The following is a 19760-nucleotide window of genomic DNA, read 5'->3' as shown; positions in this document are numbered from 1 at the left end:
TATGAAATGTCTATCGTTTCATGAAAAAAAATGCAGGAAAAAGTGCGTTTGCTTAAACTTCAAGCCGCTAACGGTTAAAAAATGAAAAACCCCGCAAAAGCGGGGCTGGATTGCTCACTTAATCGGGGATTACTTAGGCTGTGAGTCGTAATCAGAACAGGTCTGATAGCCTTTGTTCATCACATGTCCGGTATCGCTGTAGCTAACAAAATAGGTTTGCACTTTCCCGTCACGCGGCGCTACCGCATAGGTATCGCAAGTCCCCTGAGCGTGAACCAAAGTCGCCGTGGTTGACGGTGGACCGGCAATGGCACGAACCTGCTGTTTGGTCATCCCCACTTTGACATCACTGACCACAGGCTCCTGAACGTAACTGGCGGCCCTGTCATAAGCCGTACAGCCGGCAAGAATAGAAAATGTCGCTGCTGTGCAAACGGCTAAAATCAGCTTGTTCGTCATGACTTGTCCTCTTGGAGTACGTTTGTTGTACTCTAAGTCTAGAAGAGGAAAGGCTTTTCTACAAATTTCACTTTGTCGATAGGTGCGGTTTACGCCACCGCGTAGCCAGATACCACAGCAAATCACACAGCAGAAACATCAGTAAACTGACGCCCATCACCGGCAAACAAATGCCCAGCAGCAGCGTCAGGCAGACAATCAGCAACAGCGGCCCTTTTGGCGTTTTGCGCAGCAACATAAAGGGGGAACGGGCTGGTTTACGTACCACTCGCGTTGGCCGACCTCGCCACCACATCAGGTACCCCATCACCACCATCGCCACCAACCCGGCGGCAAAGACCACCAGCACCAGCTCATTAACCAGGCCAAACAGGACGCCCATATGCAAATCGATTCCCCAACGCGTTAATTTTGCCGCGAGCGGGTATTGTTCAAAACTGACGCGATCGGTAATGGCCAGGGTTACGGGATCGATAGCAACAGCATCAACCTGCGTCGGCCAACGGCGATCGATCTCCATGACCGTCCAGGCCTGCCCCGCCATCGCCGGCTGCTTGATTTCAACCCTGGCGGCGTCGATACCGACCTGCCGTGCACCGGCCAGGGCCCTGTCATACATGGCGCCATCCTGAGGCGGTTCCGCCCTGACCATCATATGCTCATGGTGTTCCGCATGATCGCCGGCAGGTACAGCGTCCTGCCCGTTAATCGCCGTCGACAGCGAGGGCGTCGACCAGCCGAATTGCTGGCGCAGCACGCTGATATTCTCCCCAGCCCACTGTGACCAGGTCAGCCCGGTGGCAGAAAAGAACAGCAGGCCGACCAGCAGCAGTACGCCACTTTTTTCATGTAACCTGCGTAAACCACCACGCTGACGCGTTACCTTCTTACGCCTGCGCGCCCCCCAGAGGATCAGCCCCCCCAGCGCGGCAATCCATAGCCAGGAGGCCGCCAGTTCGCTGTAATTGCGCCCTACATCCCCCAGCAACAGACTGCGGTGAAATTGGTCCAGCCAGGTGCGCAACGGCAATACGCCGCTGGTACCATAAACCGTCATTACGCCGTGCGTCTGCGCCGTAACCGGATCAACAAACACCGCCAAACGTTCCGAAGCCTGAAGCCCCGCGACGTTAAACAGAACCCGGGTATTCTCGCCCTCTGTCGGAGAAGGACGCACCGCCGACAGAGAGGCTTTTGATGGCGCTATCGCCTGAGCGGCCATAATCTGCTGTTTTAACGGCAGTACCGGACCGGTACTGTCGTTATACAACTGCGGGGCATAAAGCCGTGATTCAATTTGCGACGTCAAGGCATAAAATATGCCACTCAATGCCGCAATAAGTAAAAACGGCCCAACAAAAAAACCAATATAAAAATGAACCCGCATAGCCAACGGAATAAACCAACTGCGAGTAGTCACCTGCAGGTTAATATTCTGCGCAGCAGCAGGCAACGCAATATTGCGTTCAGACATGATAAGTCATCCGTGGTCAAATGGAATTACCCGGAATCTACCCGAATTAAATTCATTTAACAAACAGATTTCTTCTCTGTTTAGCTTAATTCTCATCAATGTTACAATAGTGGAACAACTGCTGACATTGTCATTCCTTTACGCTTTAACCCTGCAAGGACGCTCCTGGTGAAACTGTCAATTCAACATATGCGCACGCTGGCCTGGCTGGGCCTGTTCGCTATGTTGATGATATTCATCGCGCCATCAATCTCCACCCATCTTGCAAAAAATAGCATGGATAACAGCGAGATGACTGGCATGCCCATGAGTGCGGAGCATGCTGGACACAGGACAATGATGAGCCAGAACCTCGCCGATAGCCCGCTGGCAGGGCACAACATGGCGGACATGAGCACCGGCGACTGTTTTAACTTCTGTGGCTACTGCAACCTGTTTCATCATAGCCCGCCACTGGTCATTTTGCCGTCAGCACTCCCGGCGATCAATATTCAACGCGCCCCATCCCTTATTCAAAATCTTTTTCACATTATTATCCCCTCTACCTTTCCGCCTTATCAAACCCGAGCACCACCTTTCATCCTCATTAATTTTATTAAATATATCTAAACCACATGCCTTATTTTATTGGGTAGGGTTAATTGCGCCAAAATAAAATAGAAAGATAACTTAACCTTTACTTTGCTGCTGTTTTAACTGCGTCTCAAAAGCCCGTTGAGACTGTTGCACATATTGCTGTAACCCCAGCCGATCGACAAAAGCATCCCGATCGCCAGCCTGAAGTCGCGCCATTTTATTTTCCAGATCGAAGCGCGTTCCCTTATTGGCGATAAAAATATCCGCGTGCTGCTGGGCCAAAAGCCTAAAGCTGCTGCGGATGTCCTGCACCAGACTCGGGTAGTTTTTGTTATCGACCAGATAGTAGTCCGGGGTTGCCAAACTGTCGGCATAGACCAGCCGATAGGTTTTCCCACTCTGCCGCAGCGTGGTCGTCCATGAAGTGGCACCAGGCAAATGCCCCGGCGTCATTAACGCCGTAAATTTCAGCCCGCCCAAAGTAACGCTATCCCCTTGCCCGACGATAATGTCGACCTTCACCGGAGGGAAACCAAGTGCATCTCCCAAGGCAAAATCCTGTTTTCCTCCCCGTGCCAACTGTTGGGCATTGGCGGCGCTGGCAACCACTTTCGCCCCGCTCCAGGCTTTCAAACGAGCGATGCCTCCAGCCTGATCGAGACGTGCGTGACTGTTAAGAATGAATCGCAAGTCCTTGATGTTGAAACCCAATGCCTCAATATGGGATTTTATCACCGGGGCACTGGCATCCAACCCCGCGTCAATAAGAATCAATCCTTCCGGCGTGCTGAACAGCACGGATGAAAGGTTGCGTGTGCCGACATAATACAGCTGAGGGAAAATCTGGAATGGCGCCACCGGCTGCGCCCATTGCTCAAACAGTGAATAGGGCGGCGCACTGGACAACGGTTGCGCAGGATCGAGCTGTGCCTGAGCGTTAAAGCACAGTGAGAATGTCATAGCCATCAGATAACCCATGTTTTTTTTCATGTTTCAGCTCTACGGGGAAAAACAGGGCTGAAGTATACTCAGCCTAATATTGAAGCGTATTCAATTTAAAAGGCTATTAATGAACATTCTGCAAATGGACATGAACCTGCTGAAAGTGCTCTACCTGTTGACCAGCACCGGATCCAGCCAGAAAACGGCGGATAAGCTCGGCATCAGCACTTCTGCCGTCAGTCACGCCCTGGCCCGCCTGCGTGAGGTGCTGGATGAGCCTCTGTTCCGGCGGGAAGGGCATCGCCAGGTGCCGACGCTGTTTGCCCTGTCGCTTAAAGAAACGCTAACGCCCTTGTTCTCTTCGCTGGACAGTGAATTGTTCGGCCATGTGCCGGACGCGCCACGGCATTTCACCCTGGTCGTCCCGCCGGCACTGCATCCGATCTTATTGCCGTTGCTGGCGCAGAAAAGCACGCTTGCCAATGCCGATATCCGCTGCCAAAATTTTGAGCGACGCTCATGGCGCACTGAGCTGCTGGAAGGCGCGGTAGATATGGTGATTGCCGTTGGCGATCACCAACAGCGCACCAGCGCGCTGCGTTATGAGCTTATTGGCAGCACCCGCCTGGTGGCGGTATTCGGATCGCCGTTGCGCCAGGTATTAGGTCACAAAAGCGGGCTGACATTTGGTGAACTGGCAGACTACCCGCACTATTACTGCCATCCCTGGCCACAAGCAGAGAACGAACTTGACCGTCAGTTGGAACGCCAGGGTTTACAACGCAGGATCCAGCTCAGCTGTGCCGATTACGCGCAGTTGCCACCGGTACTGCGCGCAGCGCCACTGATGGCGGTAGTTCCGCAACCCTGGTTCAATGCACAGCAGGACAAGCAGGGACTGTACGCCCTGCCGATCCTGGACGATCTGGCGATTGGTTATCTGTTTTCACACTATCGCCAGGGTGAAATCGAGTGGAAAAAACGGCTGATCTCCACTCTCCATGCGGAACTTAAACCCTATTATCACTAACGGTAATCAGAAGCCAAACTCGCTCAGGGCCGCAATATCATCCGGGCGGCGACCGAGCGGCCAGTGGAATTGCCGATCCTGCTCGCGGATCGGCATATCGTTGATACATGCATGTCGATTGATCATCTGGCCATCTGCATTGAACTCCCAGTTCTCGTTACCAAAACTGCGGTACCAATTCCCGGAGTCATCACGCCATTCGTAAGCAAAACGCACTGCGATGCGGGCCCCGTCAAATGCCCATAATTCTTTGATCAGCCGATATTCCAGCTCCTTGGCCCACTTGCGTTGCAAAAAAGCACAGACAGCCTCACGGCCATCAACAAACTCAGCGCGATTACGCCAATGGGTATCGACCGAATAGACCTGCGCTACCCTTTCCGGGTCGCGGCTGTTCCAGGCATCTTCCGCCAAACGGACTTTCTCAATCGCCGATTCACGAGTAAAGGGCGGCAAGGGGGGTTTAATGCTCATAGCTTACCTCGGAGGTTAAATTGATGTAGACAGATTTGTCTACATCATTAAGCTAGCGCATGTAGACAGAGTTGTCTACAATCATTGAAATCGATGCTCAGGAGATATTTCAATGTCCGCTCCCCCTCAGGTTCTGCCCCCACGCCAGCGTATCCTGCTGACAGCCCACGATCTGTTTTACCGCGATGGGGTGCGAGCGACCGGTATCGATCGCATCATCAGCGAGTCTGGTGTGGCAAAGGTGACCTTTTATCGCCATTTCCCCAGCAAAAACGAGTTGATTGAGGCGTTTCTGGCTTACCGCCATGAGCAATGGTTGAGCTGGTTCAGTCAGTCACTGGCACAGTATGTCGAGCAGTTCGGGGATGTCTTACCTGCCTTGGTGCCTTGTCTCGAGGAATGGTTTAGCGATCCGCACTACCGCGGCTGCGCTTTTATCAATACGGCGGTTGAACTGGCGGATATGTTGCCAGAAAGCCTGGACATCGCCCGCCGACACAAGCAGCAAATGGCCGAGGAGATCGCCCGCTATCTGCCCCTTGGCCCGGAACGAGAACAACGGGCAGAGATGCTGGCGATGCTGATTGACGGGGCGATCGTCAAGGTGCAAATAGAGCAGCAACCGCAGAATGCCTTATTGCTGCTGAGGGAAATGCTGAAGTCATTAGCCAAAGTATGGGGTGATCAGTAATTCGCCCAAATCCCCGGCGTCACCAGTTCCAGCAGGTGGCCATCGGGATCGCGGAAGTAGATGCTCTCCCCACCGTGATCCCAGCTCATCCGCCCTTCTATCTCGATCCCCTGAGTCGTCAGATGTTGCTCCCAATGCGGCAACTGTTCTTTCGCCACCGCTAACCCGATATGCAGTGGCCCGCGGCCATCATGCGGGGGGATATACCCTTCTGGATAATGCGCGCCTTTCAGCGAGTCCCCTTCGATAAACAACAGCAATACGCTTTGCTCACCGACGTTGTAAGCGCGGAAACGCTCGTTCGCCACCATCACCGGCAGTTTTAAAACCTGCTGATAGAATGCGCCAGCGCGTTCGATATCCTTGACGTACAGTACGGTTTCAACCACCCGATTTATGCTGAGTTCCATGCTAACCTCCTGATTTATCACTGTGCAGAAAGTTTAGGTAAGCCGCAGGATCTCAGAATGGCAATCCGTGCCTCATTCATGCCAATTCGTGCCAAAGCGCAGGCAAAAAAAACGCGGCCCGAAGGCCGCGTGATCACATTCACACTCTGTTGCTTAGAACTGGTAAACCAGGCCCACGGCAACCACGTTGTCGGTATTGATACCGGCAGACTTGGTGAAGTCGTTGTCGTCCAACAGGTTGATTTTGTAGTCAACGTAGGTGGACATGTTTTTGTTGAAGAAGTAAGTCGCACCCAGATCCACAAATTTGACCAGATCTTCGTCGCCGTAATCCTTGCCGTTAGCGGCCAGACCCAGGTTTTTACCTTTGGTTTGGTTATAACCAACGAATGGACGCAGACCGAAGTCAAACTGGTAGTGTGCGTAAGCTTCGATACTTTGCGCCTTGTTGGCATAACCGTAAGCATCGCTGCTGGTAGAACCAAAGCGTGCGGCATTGTAAGACTGGGTGAACATCAGGGCCAGGTAAGCGTCGTTGGCGTCATATTTCAGACCACCAGAATAACCTTCTGCACGGTCACCACGGCCCATGATGCCACTGTATGCGCCACCGCCGTTTTGCTCGCTGGTACGTTTGGAACTAAAGAAGGCACCTGCAGCGCTGATGCCATAGCCGATGTCGTAGTTCACCGACATGCCGTAGCCGTCGCCGTTCTGATTGAGAACTTCACGGCCGTTGTTCGACTCTTCGCCGCTGCCGTTTTTGCCCTGGTACTGCAGAGCAAAGTTCAGGCCGTCAACCAGACCGAAGAAGTCGGTGTTACGGTAAGTTGCCAAACCGCTGGAGCGTTGGAACATGAATTGGTCGGCACCGTAAGTGGAGCCGTCGAACTCAGGCTGCAAGTCGGTATAAGCCGCAACGTCATACAGCACGCCAGTATTACGGCCGTAGTCAAATGAACCGTAATCGCCAAACTTCAGGCCGGCAAAACCGTAACGGGTAAAGTTTTTGTTGTCTTCGCTTTCAGCGTGATTGAGGTTTGCCTGATATTCCCATTGGCCAAAACCGGTCAGTTGGTCGCTGATTTGTGTTTCACCGCGCAGGCCGAAACGCATATAAGACATATCACCATCAGAGCCATTGTTGTCGGAGAAATAGTGAAGGCCGTCAACCTTGCCGTACAAATCCAGTTTGTTGCCGTCTTTGTTGTAGATTTCTGCCGCGCCTGCGGTGCCTGCAACCAGCAGTGCGGGTACGATCAGAGAAAGAACTCGAAGTTTCATTGTTATTATCCTCGTTTATTTTGTCGAGCTATGGCCACTGCCCTTTTGAGCATTATTAGCACGACTGTGCATTACCATTCTGGTAACAAGGATAATATTAATCCAGAAAGAAAATGATACCAAGTATCCGATAGTGTTTCAGTGTGATTATTAAAGGTTTCCAAATGTAAACTTGAGCGAACTTCCACAGAACATTACAAACACAATAAATAAGGCACGCAATGCCAACAAAAATACTTATAGACATAAAATCATAGAGTTATACAAAAACTTAAGAAAAAAAAGATAGCCATACAAAACTCACTCGCAATAAGCACATTGTGCCAAAAGCATCACATAACGCTGACGTTATAATAATCCCGCTATCATCATTATTTTCATTATTACCTTCATTATCTGTAAGATAATTTTCGTACACTCTGTACAATTCGACCGGCTTATGGCCGGTTTTTTATTGGCTAAAATCTTGCTCACATTTCACCTCAATGCGCACTTTATGCCAAAAAATAATCACACAAAGATATCATTACCCTAATTAACTTCAGCACTAATCGCTAATCTTTTCTCGTATTTTAGACTACTTATTAACCGCATTAATTTTAAACTCCCCCGATTACTGAAATATCTTACACTACGTGCGGCAACCTGTTTGAGGCGACAACATTGGCCGTCCCCCTTCTATTTTGTTAACCTGCCCAAAATGCTCTGAAGAAGATGACCCATGCTATTTCAACCCGAAGCGCTGTGGCGTCGGTTACAAAGTTCCCCTTTCCGCGCCAAATTTCGCCTGAATTCTAAAGACCAGCTTTATTTTGATACCAAAGGGCTGCCGCTGATCCTTAGTCACGCGCGAGATTTCATCGAACAACGCCTGGCGCCGCCTTTTCCGAAGAATGACGGCAAGCAGACCCCCATGCGGGGCCACCCGGTGTTTGTCGCCCAGCATGCCACCGCCACGTGCTGTCGCGGTTGTCTGGCCAAGTGGCATAGTATTCCGCAAGGACAGGCACTGGACGAACAGCAAAAGCAGTATATTGTGCACATCATTAGCCTGTGGCTGGAACGTCGAGCGGCAGCAAAGCCCGATGATGGCGCAAATCCTTTCGACCCGGATCGCGGATTGTGATAAAAACACTCCATAACTTTCAGCCCGCATTTCCACAACAGATCCTGATGCCCACATGACATCCACCTTGTGCAACGAACAGCAAAAACCCGGCGTCCCGGCGCAGATCGCCACACGATTGGCCTTTTTTGTCGCCGGTTTCGGCATGGCCGCCTGGGCGCCCCTGGTTCCCTTCGCCAAAGCGCGCATCGGCATTGATGATGGCTCCCTGGGTCTGCTGCTGCTGTGCATTGGTGCGGGTTCAATGCTGGCGATGCCGCTCACCGGTTATCTCACCGGCAGATTGGGCTGTCGGCCGGTGATCTTGCTTGCTGGTTTGGCGCTGTGCATCGATTTGCCACTGTTGGTGCTGATGGATACCACCCTAGGCATGGCGTTGGCACTGCTGCTGTTTGGCGCAGCAATTGGCATGATCGATGTGGCAATGAATATACAGGCCGTGGTGGTCGAGCGTGCCAGCGGCAAGGCAATGATGTCGGGCTTTCATGGTTTCTTCAGCGTTGGCGGCATTGCCGGCGCCGGGGGCGTTAGCATCATGTTGTGGCTGGGACTCTCCCCTCTGTTGGCGACCTGTGTCACCGTATTGACCATCGCGGCACTGCTGGCCGTTGCCAGCCGAAATTTGCTGCGTGAAAGCGGCGGTGAAGAAGGTGGACCGATGTTCGTCGTGCCACGTGGCTGGGTGATGTTTATCGGCATCCTGTGCTTTATCATGTTCCTGGCCGAAGGTTCGATGCTTGACTGGAGCGCCCTGTTCCTCACTACCCTGCGTGGGGTTGACCACAGCCAGGCCGGTTTAGGCTACGCGCTGTTTTCCATTACCATGACCCTCGGCAGGTTGAACGGTGACCGCATCGTCAACGCCCTGGGCAGATATAAGGTCTTGCTACTCGGCAGCCTGTGTGCCGCTATCGGTCTGAGCATGGCGATTGTGTTCGATAATGCCATGGTCTCGCTGATCGGGTTTATGCTGGTAGGGTTGGGTGCCTCTAACGTGGTGCCGATCCTGTTCAGTGCCGCAGGCAATCAACATGATATGCCTGCCAATCTGGCTATCGCCTCAGTGACTACCGTAGGCTATGCCGGCATTCTCGCCGGGCCGGCGTTAATCGGCTTTATCGCCCAGTTCTCCAGCCTGACGGTAGCCTTTGCCTGCGTTGCCGTCTTACTCCTGGCTGTTACCGCCAGCGCCCGGGCGATAACCCGTTGATTCAGGAAATGCGCAGCCAACTATGCAAAACAAACAACTGACCATTAGCTCAAGCAATATTACCCGTTGCTTCCTGCTATTTGCCGTGCTGCTGACGATTGCCATTGGCCTGTACGGCTACAACTATACCAACGCCTGGCTGGCGGAGAAAAAATATGCGCTGAACAGCATCGCCAATGGGCTGCAAAAGCGCATCGACAACTATCGCTACGTCACCTATCAGATCTACGATAAATTCGGCAATGCGGCCTCCCTGAACGTCGATCCCAGCCTGCAAGAAACCCGACTGCGGCCAGACGTTTACTATCTGGAAAAACCTCACAAGAAAACCGACGCGGTGATTTTCGGCAGCCATGAAGAAAGCACATTGGCGATGATCGCCAATATTTCAGACTATCTGGATGCCCGCTGGGGTGCCAAGACCGAAAATTACGCCATGTATTACCTTAATGGTCAGGACAACAGCCTGAGTCTGATCACCACTCAGCCGTTAAAAGAGTTGGCCTCTCGCTTCAAGGAAAACTACCTGACGACGTCGGCGGAAGATCGTCGCGCCGAAATGCTGCAACAGGCAAATATGCTCGACGAGCGCGAAAGCTTCTCCGCCTTACGCAAGCAGCGTTTCCAAAACGCCTATTCGTTTTCAATCCGTACGACCTTCAATCAACCGGGGCATCTGGCCACGGTGATCGCCTTCGATTTGCCGATTAACGATATCATCCCGATTAATATGGCGCGTGCCAACTTTATGCTGCTGCCCGATAACAGCAATCTGGACGATGGAACTCTGCCGATTGAAGGCACCACCAACGCCGGTATAACGATGAGTGGCAACTGGGTCGACTTCACGGCCTCCTTGCCCAACGCACCGCTAAAAGTGGTTTATCGGGTTTCCGCCATCAGCCTGGCGATCGACCTGCTGCGTAACAATATCTGGTTAATCGCCATCAATCTGTTGCTGTTGGCGCTGTCGCTGGCAGGCATCTACTTTATTCGTCGACAATACATTCGCCCTAGCGAGAACATGGCGGTTGAACTGGAGGCCGAACGCGCGCTGAATCAAGAGATTATCGCCAGCCTGCCTTCCGGCCTGCTGGTGTACAACTTTGCCAGCAATACGGTGATCGCCAGCAATAAGATTGCCCAACATCTGCTGCCTCACCTGAGCCTACAAAAAATTGCCCATATGGCCGAACAGCACCACGGGGTGATTCAAGCGACGGTCAACAATGAGGTGTATGAAATTCGCATTTTCCGCAGCCAGCTCTCAGCGGAAACTTACCTGTTCCTGTTAAACGATCAGGACAAGGAAGTCATGGTCAACAAGCGGTTGCAGCAGGCACAGCGCGAGTACGACAAAAATGTACAGGCACGCAAACTGATGCTGCACAATCTGGGGATCGAGCTCAACCAACCGGTGCGCCAAATGCACGATCTGGCCGATCGCCTGCGTACGCAACCGGATGAAGAACAACAGCAAGCGCTGCTAACAGAGTTGACCGCACAGTCGTCTTCGGTGCTGGGCTTGATTGAAAACATCACCCTGCTCACCCGGCTGGAAACCCAGGATTGGCAACCTTCGCGCCACCCGTTCAGCCCCTCGACCCTGATAGATGAATTGCTGCGCGAGGCCCTGCCTTCCATCAATCAAAAAGGACTGTCGCTGTTCAATCATTTCCAGCTTGATGTCGAGCAGCAATACATCGGTGACGCTAACGCGCTACGCAAGGTGATCTCGCTGCTGGTGCATTACGCGATTATCACTACCGCCTGCGGCAAGATTTCTCTGGTGGTTGATCATGAACCCGAGCATCCCGATCGCCTGGTGTTCCACATCAATGATACCGGCTCGGGTATTTCCAACGAGGAAATCAGTAACCTCAACTATCCGTTCCTCAGCCAGACGCTGGTGGATCGCTTTAATCATGGCTCCGGGCTGACCTTCTTCCTGTGCAACCAGCTGTGCAAGAAACTCAACGGCCAGTTGGATATTCGCAGCAAGGTCGACATCGGCACCCGCTACACCATTCGCGTGCCGATGGAAATGGAGAAAAAGGAGACGGAAGCGCAGGAAAAACTGCTCGACGGCGTAACCGCCCTGTTGGACATCACGTCCGAAGAAGTGCGCGGCATTGTTACCCACTTGCTGCACGCCTATGGCGCGAGCTGCATCATTGCCGATGAACGCCAGATTAACCGCGACTACGATGTTTTGCTGACCGACAATCCACACAGGGCTGACGATTATACCCTGCTGCTGACCAGCGATGAGGCCGGATGGCAACAGCTTGAGAAACGCTATATTCGAGTAAACTATAACCTGAGTGGCGCAATGATAGACGCCGTGTTGATGCTGATTGAGCAGCAAATGGCCGCCCTGGAACAGCCGGAAAGCCCGCTTTCGCTGACCGCCGACGACATCCAACTCTATGAAAAACAATTGAAATCAAGTGATTACTATGGCCTGTTTGTTGATACAGTACCCGACGATATCAAAAAACTGTATACTGAGGCGGGCAGCAGTGATTTCAATGCTCTGTCACAGACAGCACACCGCCTGAAAGGCGTGTTTGCCATGTTAAATCTGCTTCCCGGCAAGCAACTGTGTGAATCGTTAGAACAGCACATCGCAGACGGTGATGCGCTCAAGATCGAGAATAACATCAGTCAGATTGATTTTTTCGTCAGCAGACTGCTGGAGCAAGGTAGCCAACAACATGAATAACCTGAACGTAATTATTGCTGATGACCATCCTATCGTACTGTTTGGCATCCGGAAGTCACTTGAGCAAATTGAATGGGTGAATGTCGTTGGGGAGTTTGAAGACTCAACAGCACTGATCAACAACCTGTCCAAACTGGACGCCAATGTACTGATCACCGACCTTTCTATGCCAGGCGATAAATATGGCGACGGCATTACGCTGATCAAATACATCAAGCGCCATTATCCACAGTTGTCGATCATCGTTCTGACCATGAACAACAACCCGGCGATTCTGAGCGCCGTGCTAGATCTGGATATCGAAGGTATCGTGCTGAAACAGGGTGCGCCTACCGACCTGCCGAAAGCACTGGCCGCATTGCAAAAAGGCAAGAAGTTCACGCCGGAAAGCGTCTCCAAACTGTTGGAGAGGATCAGCGCCAGTGGTTACGGTGACAAGCGTCTGTCGCCAAAAGAGAGCGAAGTACTGCGTCTGTTCGCCGAAGGTTTCCTGGTGACCGAGATCGCCAAGAAGCTCAACCGCAGCATCAAAACAATCAGTAGCCAGAAAAAATCGGCAATGATGAAGCTGGGTGTCGAGAACGATATTGCACTGCTCAACTACCTCTCTTCCGTCAGCATGGCACCGCTGGACAAAGAGTAAGCTTCCCGGTAGTTAACGAGGGCGCGGCATAATGCTGCGCCCTTTTGCTTTCAGGCGTTTTCCGATTCGGCACGCATGTTACGCACCTGAAGGCTGTAATACGCCAATGTTTGCTCCAGCGTTTCCAGCGTCACCGGTTTCGACAAGCAGTTATCCATCCCCGCCTCAATACAGCGCTGTTTCTCTTCCGCCAGGGCATTCGCCGTCACACCGATCACCGGAGAGGTAAAGTCCAACTCACGCAGACGCTGAGTCAGGTGATAACCATCCATGTTCGGCATATTGACGTCGGTCAGTACGATGTCGACGGTGTTACGACTGAGTACATCCAACGCGTCGACCCCATCATTGGCCGTCACCACCTGGTAGCCCAGCGAGCTAAGCTGATCGGACAGCAACCGACGGTTGATCGGATGGTCGTCCACCACCAGTAAATGAATATCACCGTTGTCGATCAAGCTAGCCTTGGCCGGCAACGGCAATTGTGCCAGGGTATTGCCGCTTTCACCTTGAGTGCCAAACAGCCGGTTAAGCAGCACCAGGGTTTCACGCGGCGTAGAGGTGCTGTGCATCCAGTAACCCGGGCGCGTTTCCTGCGACGGGCCGATGTGTTCAATGGAAAATTGGATCTGCGCCAGCAGCGGCGTGCTAATCATCAACGGGTGATCGCTGAGCATGACTTCGCCTTCGGCGGTGTCCTGCCCCTGATGGCGTAATACCGTCGCACCATAACCGCCCAGGATCTCCATCAGATAACTTTCCAGCCGTTGGTTGCGAATATCCAGCCACAGCGTTTTGCCCTGCCAGGTATCGCTCGGCTGCGGGATCGGGAACTGGGCGCTAAACAGAGGAATACGGATGGTGAACAGGCTGCCTAATCCCGGTTCGGATTCAACGGCAATGTCGCCGTCCATCATGTTGATCAGCTTCTCGCAAATCGCCAGCCCCAATCCGGTACCCTGGAAATGGCGCTGCACACCGCTGCCCACCTGGAAGAACGGGTCAAACAGGCGGGTAATTTCTTTCTCAGGAATACCGACTCCGGTGTCGCGAACGCTGAATTCCAGATAATTGCCACGGGTGCAGACCTGCAGGATGATGCAGCCGGTATCGGTGAACTTAATGGCATTGTTCAACAAGTTGGACAACACCTGCTGCAATCGAACTGGATCGCCGGAAATGCGCTCAGGCACGTTTTGCTCGATAAAGCAGTACAGCCCCAACCGCTTCTTCACCACCAGCGGTAAATAGTTGCCGGCGATGTGGGTAATCACCTCCAGACAGGAGAACTCCCGCGGTTCAATCTTCAACTGCTCGGATTCAATTTTCGAGAAGTCCAGAATATCGCTGATGATCTTCAGCAGCAGCCCGGAAGAGTTGTTCATCGCATTGACCAGTCGATCAACGCCCTGCGGCAACGCCTTGGTCTGCAGCAAATCGAGGTTGCCGATAATGCCGTACAGCGGCGTACGTAATTCATGGCTAACGGTCGCCAGGAACATCGATTTCGATTGGCTGGCCTGTTCCGCGGCGGCGGCCATCTCTTGCAGCGATTCTTCCATTTTCACGCGGGCGCTAACATCCACCAGCACACAAATCGCCACATCCTCATTACGATAGCGAGAATGAACGAAGCTGATCTGCAGGTTATTATTATTACTGGTCATCACATCGACAAAATTCACCTGCTGTTCGCAGATGATACGTGTAATGCGGTCACGGTCTTCGTGGGTCAGTAAGTTGATGTAATTGTGTGCCAGTTCGTTACTGAGGATATTGGTGCCGTCGCTGATGCGCAGAATACAGATGCCTACCGGCGCCGAGGCGACAATTTTGCGGTTAAACTGCTCATGTTCTTCCAGCCGGAAGGCGTTATCCTCTGCCGGCAGGAACATTTTTCGCTCAAACAGCCAGGCCAGCGTAAACAGCACAATGGCGGACAGCAAGTTCAGCAGTACCGCATTGAGAATCAACATCTTGAAACGCTCGACCACCGTCTTCACCGGCACCGCATACACGATGCTGAGCGAGGACGGCGGCAACGCCTTTTTCATTATCAGGTCGTGGTAATTATCGACATAACCAAAGTAGGCCTGATCGGGCGGATAGCTGTCGGGCGCTTGCGCATTGCGTTCACCATCCGCCAGTTGCAGTATCGGTTCGTTGTTTTCGTCCAGCAAGGTCACAGCAATGGGCAAGTTGCCGGTAGTCACGAAGTCTTCCAGACGTATAGTCTGCTCTATGCCCAGCAACGCCTCCAGCTTGGAACCAATATAGATTGGCGTCAGCACATACAAATAGCCGACATCCGGTCGCTGCTGGCTTGGGCTGATCCAGTACAGGTTATTGTCTTTATCCTGGTACTTAGCGTTGCGATATTTAAGGATACGCTCATGCAGGGTTTTCAAGGCCTCTGCGCGGTTAGCCACGCCGCTGCTGCTGCCGAACTCTGCCATACACAGGCTATCGCCACCGATGAAAAATACCCGGTTGAGATCGTAAGCCGCGACGAAGTTCTCTTTCCAGTACTGGATCAGCCCGCTCAATGCATTGAGCGAGTTGCGATAGGTGGTATTAAGTGAACAGTTAGACTCAGGATACAGCGGGAAAAACTCCGGCGAGCTGGTCTTGCCGGGAAAAATGCCGCTGAACATATCCATACTGCTGACCGAGCCATTGAGGCGGTTTTCTGCCATATATTTGATATCACGAATGATATCGGCCGAATGACGGATATAGCCCTGTGCCTGATCAAAATTGAGATTGTAGTCCTGGCGGATGTCAGACTCTTTCTGATGCAGGATATTCAGGATATAGAAAGTGGTGAGCAACGCCCCCAACGACCACAGCATTATCGCCAGCACCCGGAACAGATAGCGGGAAATCTTTAACGTGGTGCGAAAAGAGGCTAAATATTTCAATCGGATACCATACGAATGTGAGTGGCGACCAGCGCGTTCATAGCAGAGCCGGGAGCTTTAGCTTGAGTTCGCTAATTAAACCATATAACTGAAAAAGGGCCTAGCATCGCTGCCAGGCCCTGTATTCATCTGTGCGATAGGGGCGTTATGCCGCCCACTATGGCTTAGACGTTGTCATCTTCCGCGTCGTCTACCGCTTCAGAATCGTCGTCGCCTTCATCCAGCGGCGTAGCGTCTTCTTCTACGGCTTCTGCGCCGGCTTCCAGACTATCCAGCTCTTCGTCTTCTACCGGTTCGGCAACGCGCTGCAGGCCGACGACATTCTCGTCTTCCGCAGTACGGATCAGCGTAACACCCTGGGTATTACGGCCAACCACGCTGACTTCCGAAACGCGAGTACGCACCAGCGTACCGGCATCGGTGATCATCATGATCTGATCGGTGGTATCCACCTGTACCGCACCCACTACCTGACCATTACGCTCGCTCACCTTGATGGAGATAACCCCCTGGGTGGCACGTGATTTGGTCGGGTATTCGGTGACCGCAGTACGCTTACCGTAGCCGTTCTGGGTAACGGTCAGAATATCGCCTTCACCGCGAGGCACAATCAGGGAGATAACGCTGTCGCCTTCACCCAGGTTGATACCGCGCACGCCGGTAGCAGTACGGCCCATTGAACGCACCTGCGTTTCCGGGAAGCGAACCACTTTACCGTTGGCGGAGAACAGCATGACTTCGTTACTGCCGTCGGTCAGGTCAACACCAATCAGCTCGTCACCCTCATTGAGGTTAACGGCGATGATGCCGGCGCTGCGTGGGCGGCTAAAGTCGGTCAACGCGGTTTTCTTCACGGTGCCGCTGGCGGTTGCCATGAACACATGACGCCCTTCTTCATACTCGCGCACCGGCAGAATGGCGGTGATACGCTCATTGGCTTCCAGCGGCAGCAAGTTGACGATTGGACGACCACGTGCGCCACGGCTGGCTTCAGGCAGTTGATACACCTTCATCCAGTACAGGCGGCCACGGCTGGAGAAGCACAGGATCGTATCGTGGGTGTTAGCCACCAACAGACGATCGATAAAGTCTTCTTCTTTAATACGTGCAGCGGACTTGCCCTTACCGCCGCGGCGTTGCGCTTCATAGTCGCTCAATGGCTGATACTTCACATAGCCCTGGTGCGACAGCGTAACTACCACGTCTTCCTGGTTGATCAGGTCTTCGATATTGATATCTGAAGTATTGGCGGTGATCTCGGTACGACGGCCGTCGTTGTACAACTCTTTGATTGCAATCAGCTCTTCGCGGATCACTTCCATCAGGCGGTCTGGGTTTTCCAGAATAAAGATCAGCTCGGCAATGGCGGTCAGCAGCTCTTTATACTCGTCCAGCAGCTTTTCGTGCTCCAGACCGGTCAGTTTCTGCAGGCGCAGATCCAAAATTGCCTGAGCTTGCTGCTCGGTCAGGTGATATTTGCCGTCACGGATGCCGAACTCCGGCTCCAGCCACTCAGGACGTGCCGCGTCATCACCCGCGCGTTCCAGCATGGCACTCACGTTACCGAGTTCCCATGCCTGAGCAACCAATCCGGCTTTCGCTTCCGCAGGGGTCGGCGCGCGACGGATCAGTTCAATGATCGGATCGATGTTGGCCAGAGCAATAGCTAAGGCTTCCAGAATGTGGGCGCGATCGCGAGCTTTACGCAGTTCAAAGATGGTACGACGGGTGACCACTTCACGGCGGTGACGAACAAACGCCTGCAAAATGTCTTTCAGGTTCAGCAACTTCGGCTGCCCCTGGTGCAATGCCACCATGTTGATACCGAAGGTGACCTGCAATTGCGTCAGTGAGTACAGGTTGTTCAGTACCACTTCGCCAACCGCATCGCGCTTGACTTCAATGACAATACGCATGCCGTCTTTGTCGGACTCGTCACGCAGTGCGCTGATGCCTTCCACGCGCTTTTCTTTAACCAGCTCGGCGATCTTCTCGATCAGACGCGCCTTGTTCACCTGATACGGGATCTCGTGAACAATAATGGTTTCGCGACCAGTTTTGGCATCGGCTTCCACTTCAGCGCGCGCACGGACATAAACTTTACCGCGCCCGGTACGATAGGCCTCTTCGATACCGCGACGACCGTTGATGATCGCCGCCGTAGGGAAGTCCGGCCCCGGAATGTGTTCCATCAGGCCTTCGATGCTGATGTTTTCATCATCGATGTAGGCCAGACAGCCGTTGATAACCTCTGACAGGTTATGCGGCGGAATGTTGGTGGCCATACCCACGGCAATACCCGACGAGCCGTTAACCAGCAGGTTCGGGATCTTGGTTGGCATGACGGCTGGGATCTGCTCGGTGCCATCGTAGTTAGGCACGAAGTCGACGGTTTCTTTTTCCAGATCCGCCAGCAGTTCGTGAGCAATTTTTGACATGCGCACTTCGGTATAACGCATCGCCGCGGCGGAGTCGCCGTCGACAGAACCGAAGTTACCCTGACCGTCCACCAGCATATAGCGCAGTGAGAACGGTTGGGCCAAACGCACGATGGTGTCGTAAACCGCGCTGTCACCGTGTGGGTGATATTTACCGATGACGTCCCCGACGACACGGGCCGATTTCTTGTATGGTTTATTCCAGTCGTTACCCAGTACGTTCATCGCGTACAAAACGCGGCGGTGTACCGGCTTCAGTCCATCACGAACATCTGGCAGCGCACGTCCGACAATTACGGACATCGCGTAGTCCAGATACGAGTTTTTCAACTCGTCTTCGATGTTTACCGGTGTGATTTCTCTGGCAAGGTCGCTCATGGAGCTGCTATCCCTCTACTAATGATTCATCTGCCCGCTGCCATAGTGGCAAAGGTGTAAAACTATATCACAAAGCACGCTTTACGGGAAAATAACCGCCGCCGATTCACTGAAATTGTGCATATATGTGCGCTAAAAATGCATCGGCGCAGACGGCGCTGCGCCGGAACATGTATAATCCGCGCAACGAGAACCAGGAGCAAAATACGCCCATGAATGCAGAATCATCCAGCCAAGCGCAAAACGTAGACCATCAGGAAATCGCCAAGTTCGAGGCCGTGGCCTCTCGCTGGTGGGATTTGGAAGGTGAGTTCAAACCGCTGCACCGTATCAACCCGCTGCGTCTGAATTATATCCTGCAACGTTCAGGCGGCATTTTTGATAAAACCGTCCTCGACGTGGGCTGCGGTGGCGGCATTCTGGCGGAAAGCATGGCGCGTGAAGGTGCCAAAGTGACCGGTTTGGACATGGGCGCCGAGCCATTGCAAGTGGCCCGATTACACGCGCTGGAAACCGGCATGAATGTGAATTACGTGCAGGAAACGGTAGAGAGCCACGCCCAGGCCAACCCACAAAAATACGACGTCGTGACCTGCATGGAAATGCTGGAGCACGTTCCCGATCCGGCTTCGGTGGTGCGCGCCTGCGCTCACCTGGTCAAACCGGGAGGTCATGTGTTCTTCTCCACCATCAACCGCAACACCAAGGCCTGGTTGATGGCGGTCATAGGTGCGGAATATATTCTGAAGATGGTCCCGCAGGGTACCCACGACCATAAGAAATTCATCCGCCCTTCTGAACTGATCGGCTGGATCGACCACACGCCGCTGCGCGAAAAACACATGATTGGCCTGCATTACAACCCGATCACCGACCACTTCAAGCTGGGCGGCAACGTTGATGTGAACTACATGGTACATACTCAACACGAAGGCTGATGCCGCTCTCAAATGCGGTGAGTGTTTAAGCGCTCGCCGCA

16 protein-coding genes are annotated in these 19760 nt (G+C 52.9%); 8 read left to right on the top strand and 8 right to left on the bottom strand.

The genetic code is table 11. The features are described from left to right. Positions 1-129: 129 nt before the first annotated feature. A complete protein-coding gene (gene osmE, locus AC1RKC_RS15795; RefSeq protein WP_041414766.1) occupies positions 130-459 on the bottom strand; it encodes an osmotically-inducible lipoprotein OsmE in 330 nt (109 codons plus the stop codon). A 67-nt stretch (positions 460-526) separates the two neighbouring features. Next, positions 527-1933, bottom strand: a complete 1407-nt coding sequence (locus AC1RKC_RS15790; RefSeq protein ID WP_493092291.1) for a PepSY-associated TM helix domain-containing protein — start codon at positions 1931-1933, stop codon at positions 527-529. Positions 1934-2101: 168 nt separating this feature from the next. On the opposite strand from AC1RKC_RS15790, the gene AC1RKC_RS15785 reads away from it, so the two are divergent. Beyond that, positions 2102-2542 carry a DUF2946 domain-containing protein gene (locus AC1RKC_RS15785; protein WP_493092290.1) on the top strand — a complete coding sequence of 147 codons (441 nt, stop codon included), beginning with the start codon at positions 2102-2104 and terminating at the stop codon, positions 2540-2542. 60 nt (positions 2543-2602) lie between these two features. Here AC1RKC_RS15785 and blaSPR read toward each other — a convergent pair whose 3' ends face one another. Further along, entirely contained in the window at positions 2603-3499 is an 897-nt protein-coding gene (gene blaSPR / locus AC1RKC_RS15780; RefSeq protein ID WP_262258724.1) for an SPR family subclass B3 metallo-beta-lactamase, read from the bottom strand. Positions 3500-3578: 79 nt separating this feature from the next. Here blaSPR and AC1RKC_RS15775 point away from each other — a divergent pair, with 79 nt between their 5' ends. Next, complete coding sequence (locus tag AC1RKC_RS15775; protein ID WP_493092289.1) at positions 3579-4481, top strand: LysR family transcriptional regulator; 903 nt, start codon at positions 3579-3581, stop codon at positions 4479-4481. A 6-nt stretch (positions 4482-4487) separates the two neighbouring features. Here AC1RKC_RS15775 and AC1RKC_RS15770 read toward each other — a convergent pair whose 3' ends face one another. After that, the gene (locus AC1RKC_RS15770; protein ID WP_197821163.1) at positions 4488-4955 is read right to left on the bottom strand and encodes a nuclear transport factor 2 family protein; all 468 of its coding nucleotides are present in this window, start codon (positions 4953-4955) and stop codon (positions 4488-4490) included. A gap of 112 nt (positions 4956-5067) precedes the next feature. On the opposite strand from AC1RKC_RS15770, the gene AC1RKC_RS15765 reads away from it, so the two are divergent. Then, on the top strand, positions 5068-5646 hold the full coding sequence (locus AC1RKC_RS15765; RefSeq protein WP_493092288.1) for a TetR/AcrR family transcriptional regulator: 579 nt from the start codon (positions 5068-5070) through the stop codon (positions 5644-5646). Here the strand turns inward: AC1RKC_RS15765 and AC1RKC_RS15760 are convergent. Further along, positions 5640-6056 (bottom strand): VOC family protein, encoded by a 417-nt coding sequence (locus AC1RKC_RS15760; RefSeq protein ID WP_129983413.1) that lies wholly within the window; start codon positions 6054-6056, stop codon positions 5640-5642. The two genes, AC1RKC_RS15765 and AC1RKC_RS15760, sit on opposite strands and share 7 nt — an antisense overlap. A gap of 153 nt (positions 6057-6209) precedes the next feature. Continuing rightward, complete coding sequence (gene ompC / locus AC1RKC_RS15755) at positions 6210-7340, bottom strand: porin OmpC (protein ID WP_149572642.1); 1131 nt, start codon at positions 7338-7340, stop codon at positions 6210-6212. Positions 7341-8061: 721 nt separating this feature from the next. On the opposite strand from ompC, the gene AC1RKC_RS15750 reads away from it, so the two are divergent. From AC1RKC_RS15750 to rcsB, 4 genes are read left to right on the top strand one after another with little or no spacing between them, the layout of a single operon-like run. After that, complete coding sequence (locus AC1RKC_RS15750; protein WP_493092287.1) at positions 8062-8466, top strand: DUF4186 domain-containing protein; 405 nt, start codon at positions 8062-8064, stop codon at positions 8464-8466. A 55-nt stretch (positions 8467-8521) separates the two neighbouring features. Further along, positions 8522-9676 carry an MFS transporter gene (locus AC1RKC_RS15745; RefSeq protein WP_493092286.1) on the top strand — a complete coding sequence of 385 codons (1155 nt, stop codon included), beginning with the start codon at positions 8522-8524 and terminating at the stop codon, positions 9674-9676. 22 nt (positions 9677-9698) lie between these two features. Continuing rightward, the gene (gene rcsD, locus AC1RKC_RS15740) at positions 9699-12401 is read left to right on the top strand and encodes a phosphotransferase RcsD (RefSeq protein WP_020827802.1); all 2703 of its coding nucleotides are present in this window, start codon (positions 9699-9701) and stop codon (positions 12399-12401) included. After that, positions 12394-13044, top strand: coding sequence for a response regulator transcription factor RcsB (gene rcsB, locus AC1RKC_RS15735; protein WP_004947156.1), 651 nt, complete (start codon positions 12394-12396; stop codon positions 13042-13044). The genes rcsD and rcsB overlap by 8 nt, the downstream gene beginning before the upstream one ends. A gap of 50 nt (positions 13045-13094) precedes the next feature. On the opposite strand, the gene rcsC is transcribed toward rcsB, so the two are convergent. Continuing rightward, positions 13095-15965: a two-component system sensor histidine kinase RcsC gene (rcsC, locus tag AC1RKC_RS15730; protein WP_020827803.1), complete on the bottom strand. Its 2871-nt coding sequence runs from the start codon at positions 15963-15965 to the stop codon at positions 13095-13097. Positions 15966-16129: 164 nt separating this feature from the next. Then, complete coding sequence (gyrA, locus tag AC1RKC_RS15725) at positions 16130-18781, bottom strand: DNA topoisomerase (ATP-hydrolyzing) subunit A (RefSeq protein WP_020827804.1); 2652 nt, start codon at positions 18779-18781, stop codon at positions 16130-16132. 212 nt (positions 18782-18993) lie between these two features. On the opposite strand from gyrA, the gene ubiG reads away from it, so the two are divergent. Continuing rightward, positions 18994-19719, top strand: coding sequence for a bifunctional 2-polyprenyl-6-hydroxyphenol methylase/3-demethylubiquinol 3-O-methyltransferase UbiG (gene ubiG / locus AC1RKC_RS15720; RefSeq protein WP_115058429.1), 726 nt, complete (start codon positions 18994-18996; stop codon positions 19717-19719). Positions 19720-19760: the final 41 nt, after the last annotated feature.

This window comes from Serratia sp. GW822-FHT06E05, assembly GCF_058799445.1.
Note: the sequence above shows the minus strand (reverse complement) of the source record. Positions and strands in the feature narration are given on the sequence as shown.

What these genes read in the sequence shown, in the direction of transcription:
- osmE (WP_041414766.1), bottom strand. Translation starts at nt 459, where the DNA reads ATGACGAACAAGCTGATTTTAGCCGTTTGCACAGCAGCGACATTTTCT.
- AC1RKC_RS15790 (WP_493092291.1), bottom strand. Translation starts at nt 1,933, where the DNA reads ATGTCTGAACGCAATATTGCGTTGCCTGCTGCTGCGCAGAATATTAAC.
- blaSPR (WP_262258724.1), bottom strand. Translation starts at nt 3,499, where the DNA reads ATGAAAAAAAACATGGGTTATCTGATGGCTATGACATTCTCACTGTGC.
- AC1RKC_RS15775 (WP_493092289.1), top strand. Translation starts at nt 3,579, where the DNA reads ATGAACATTCTGCAAATGGACATGAACCTGCTGAAAGTGCTCTACCTG.
- AC1RKC_RS15770 (WP_197821163.1), bottom strand. Translation starts at nt 4,955, where the DNA reads ATGAGCATTAAACCCCCCTTGCCGCCCTTTACTCGTGAATCGGCGATT.
- AC1RKC_RS15765 (WP_493092288.1), top strand. Translation starts at nt 5,068, where the DNA reads ATGTCCGCTCCCCCTCAGGTTCTGCCCCCACGCCAGCGTATCCTGCTG.
- AC1RKC_RS15760 (WP_129983413.1), bottom strand. Translation starts at nt 6,056, where the DNA reads ATGGAACTCAGCATAAATCGGGTGGTTGAAACCGTACTGTACGTCAAG.
- ompC (WP_149572642.1), bottom strand. Translation starts at nt 7,340, where the DNA reads ATGAAACTTCGAGTTCTTTCTCTGATCGTACCCGCACTGCTGGTTGCA.
- AC1RKC_RS15750 (WP_493092287.1), top strand. Translation starts at nt 8,062, where the DNA reads ATGCTATTTCAACCCGAAGCGCTGTGGCGTCGGTTACAAAGTTCCCCT.
- AC1RKC_RS15745 (WP_493092286.1), top strand. Translation starts at nt 8,522, where the DNA reads ATGACATCCACCTTGTGCAACGAACAGCAAAAACCCGGCGTCCCGGCG.
- rcsD (WP_020827802.1), top strand. Translation starts at nt 9,699, where the DNA reads ATGCAAAACAAACAACTGACCATTAGCTCAAGCAATATTACCCGTTGC.
- rcsB (WP_004947156.1), top strand. Translation starts at nt 12,394, where the DNA reads ATGAATAACCTGAACGTAATTATTGCTGATGACCATCCTATCGTACTG.
- gyrA (WP_020827804.1), bottom strand. Translation starts at nt 18,781, where the DNA reads ATGAGCGACCTTGCCAGAGAAATCACACCGGTAAACATCGAAGACGAG.
- ubiG (WP_115058429.1), top strand. Translation starts at nt 18,994, where the DNA reads ATGAATGCAGAATCATCCAGCCAAGCGCAAAACGTAGACCATCAGGAA.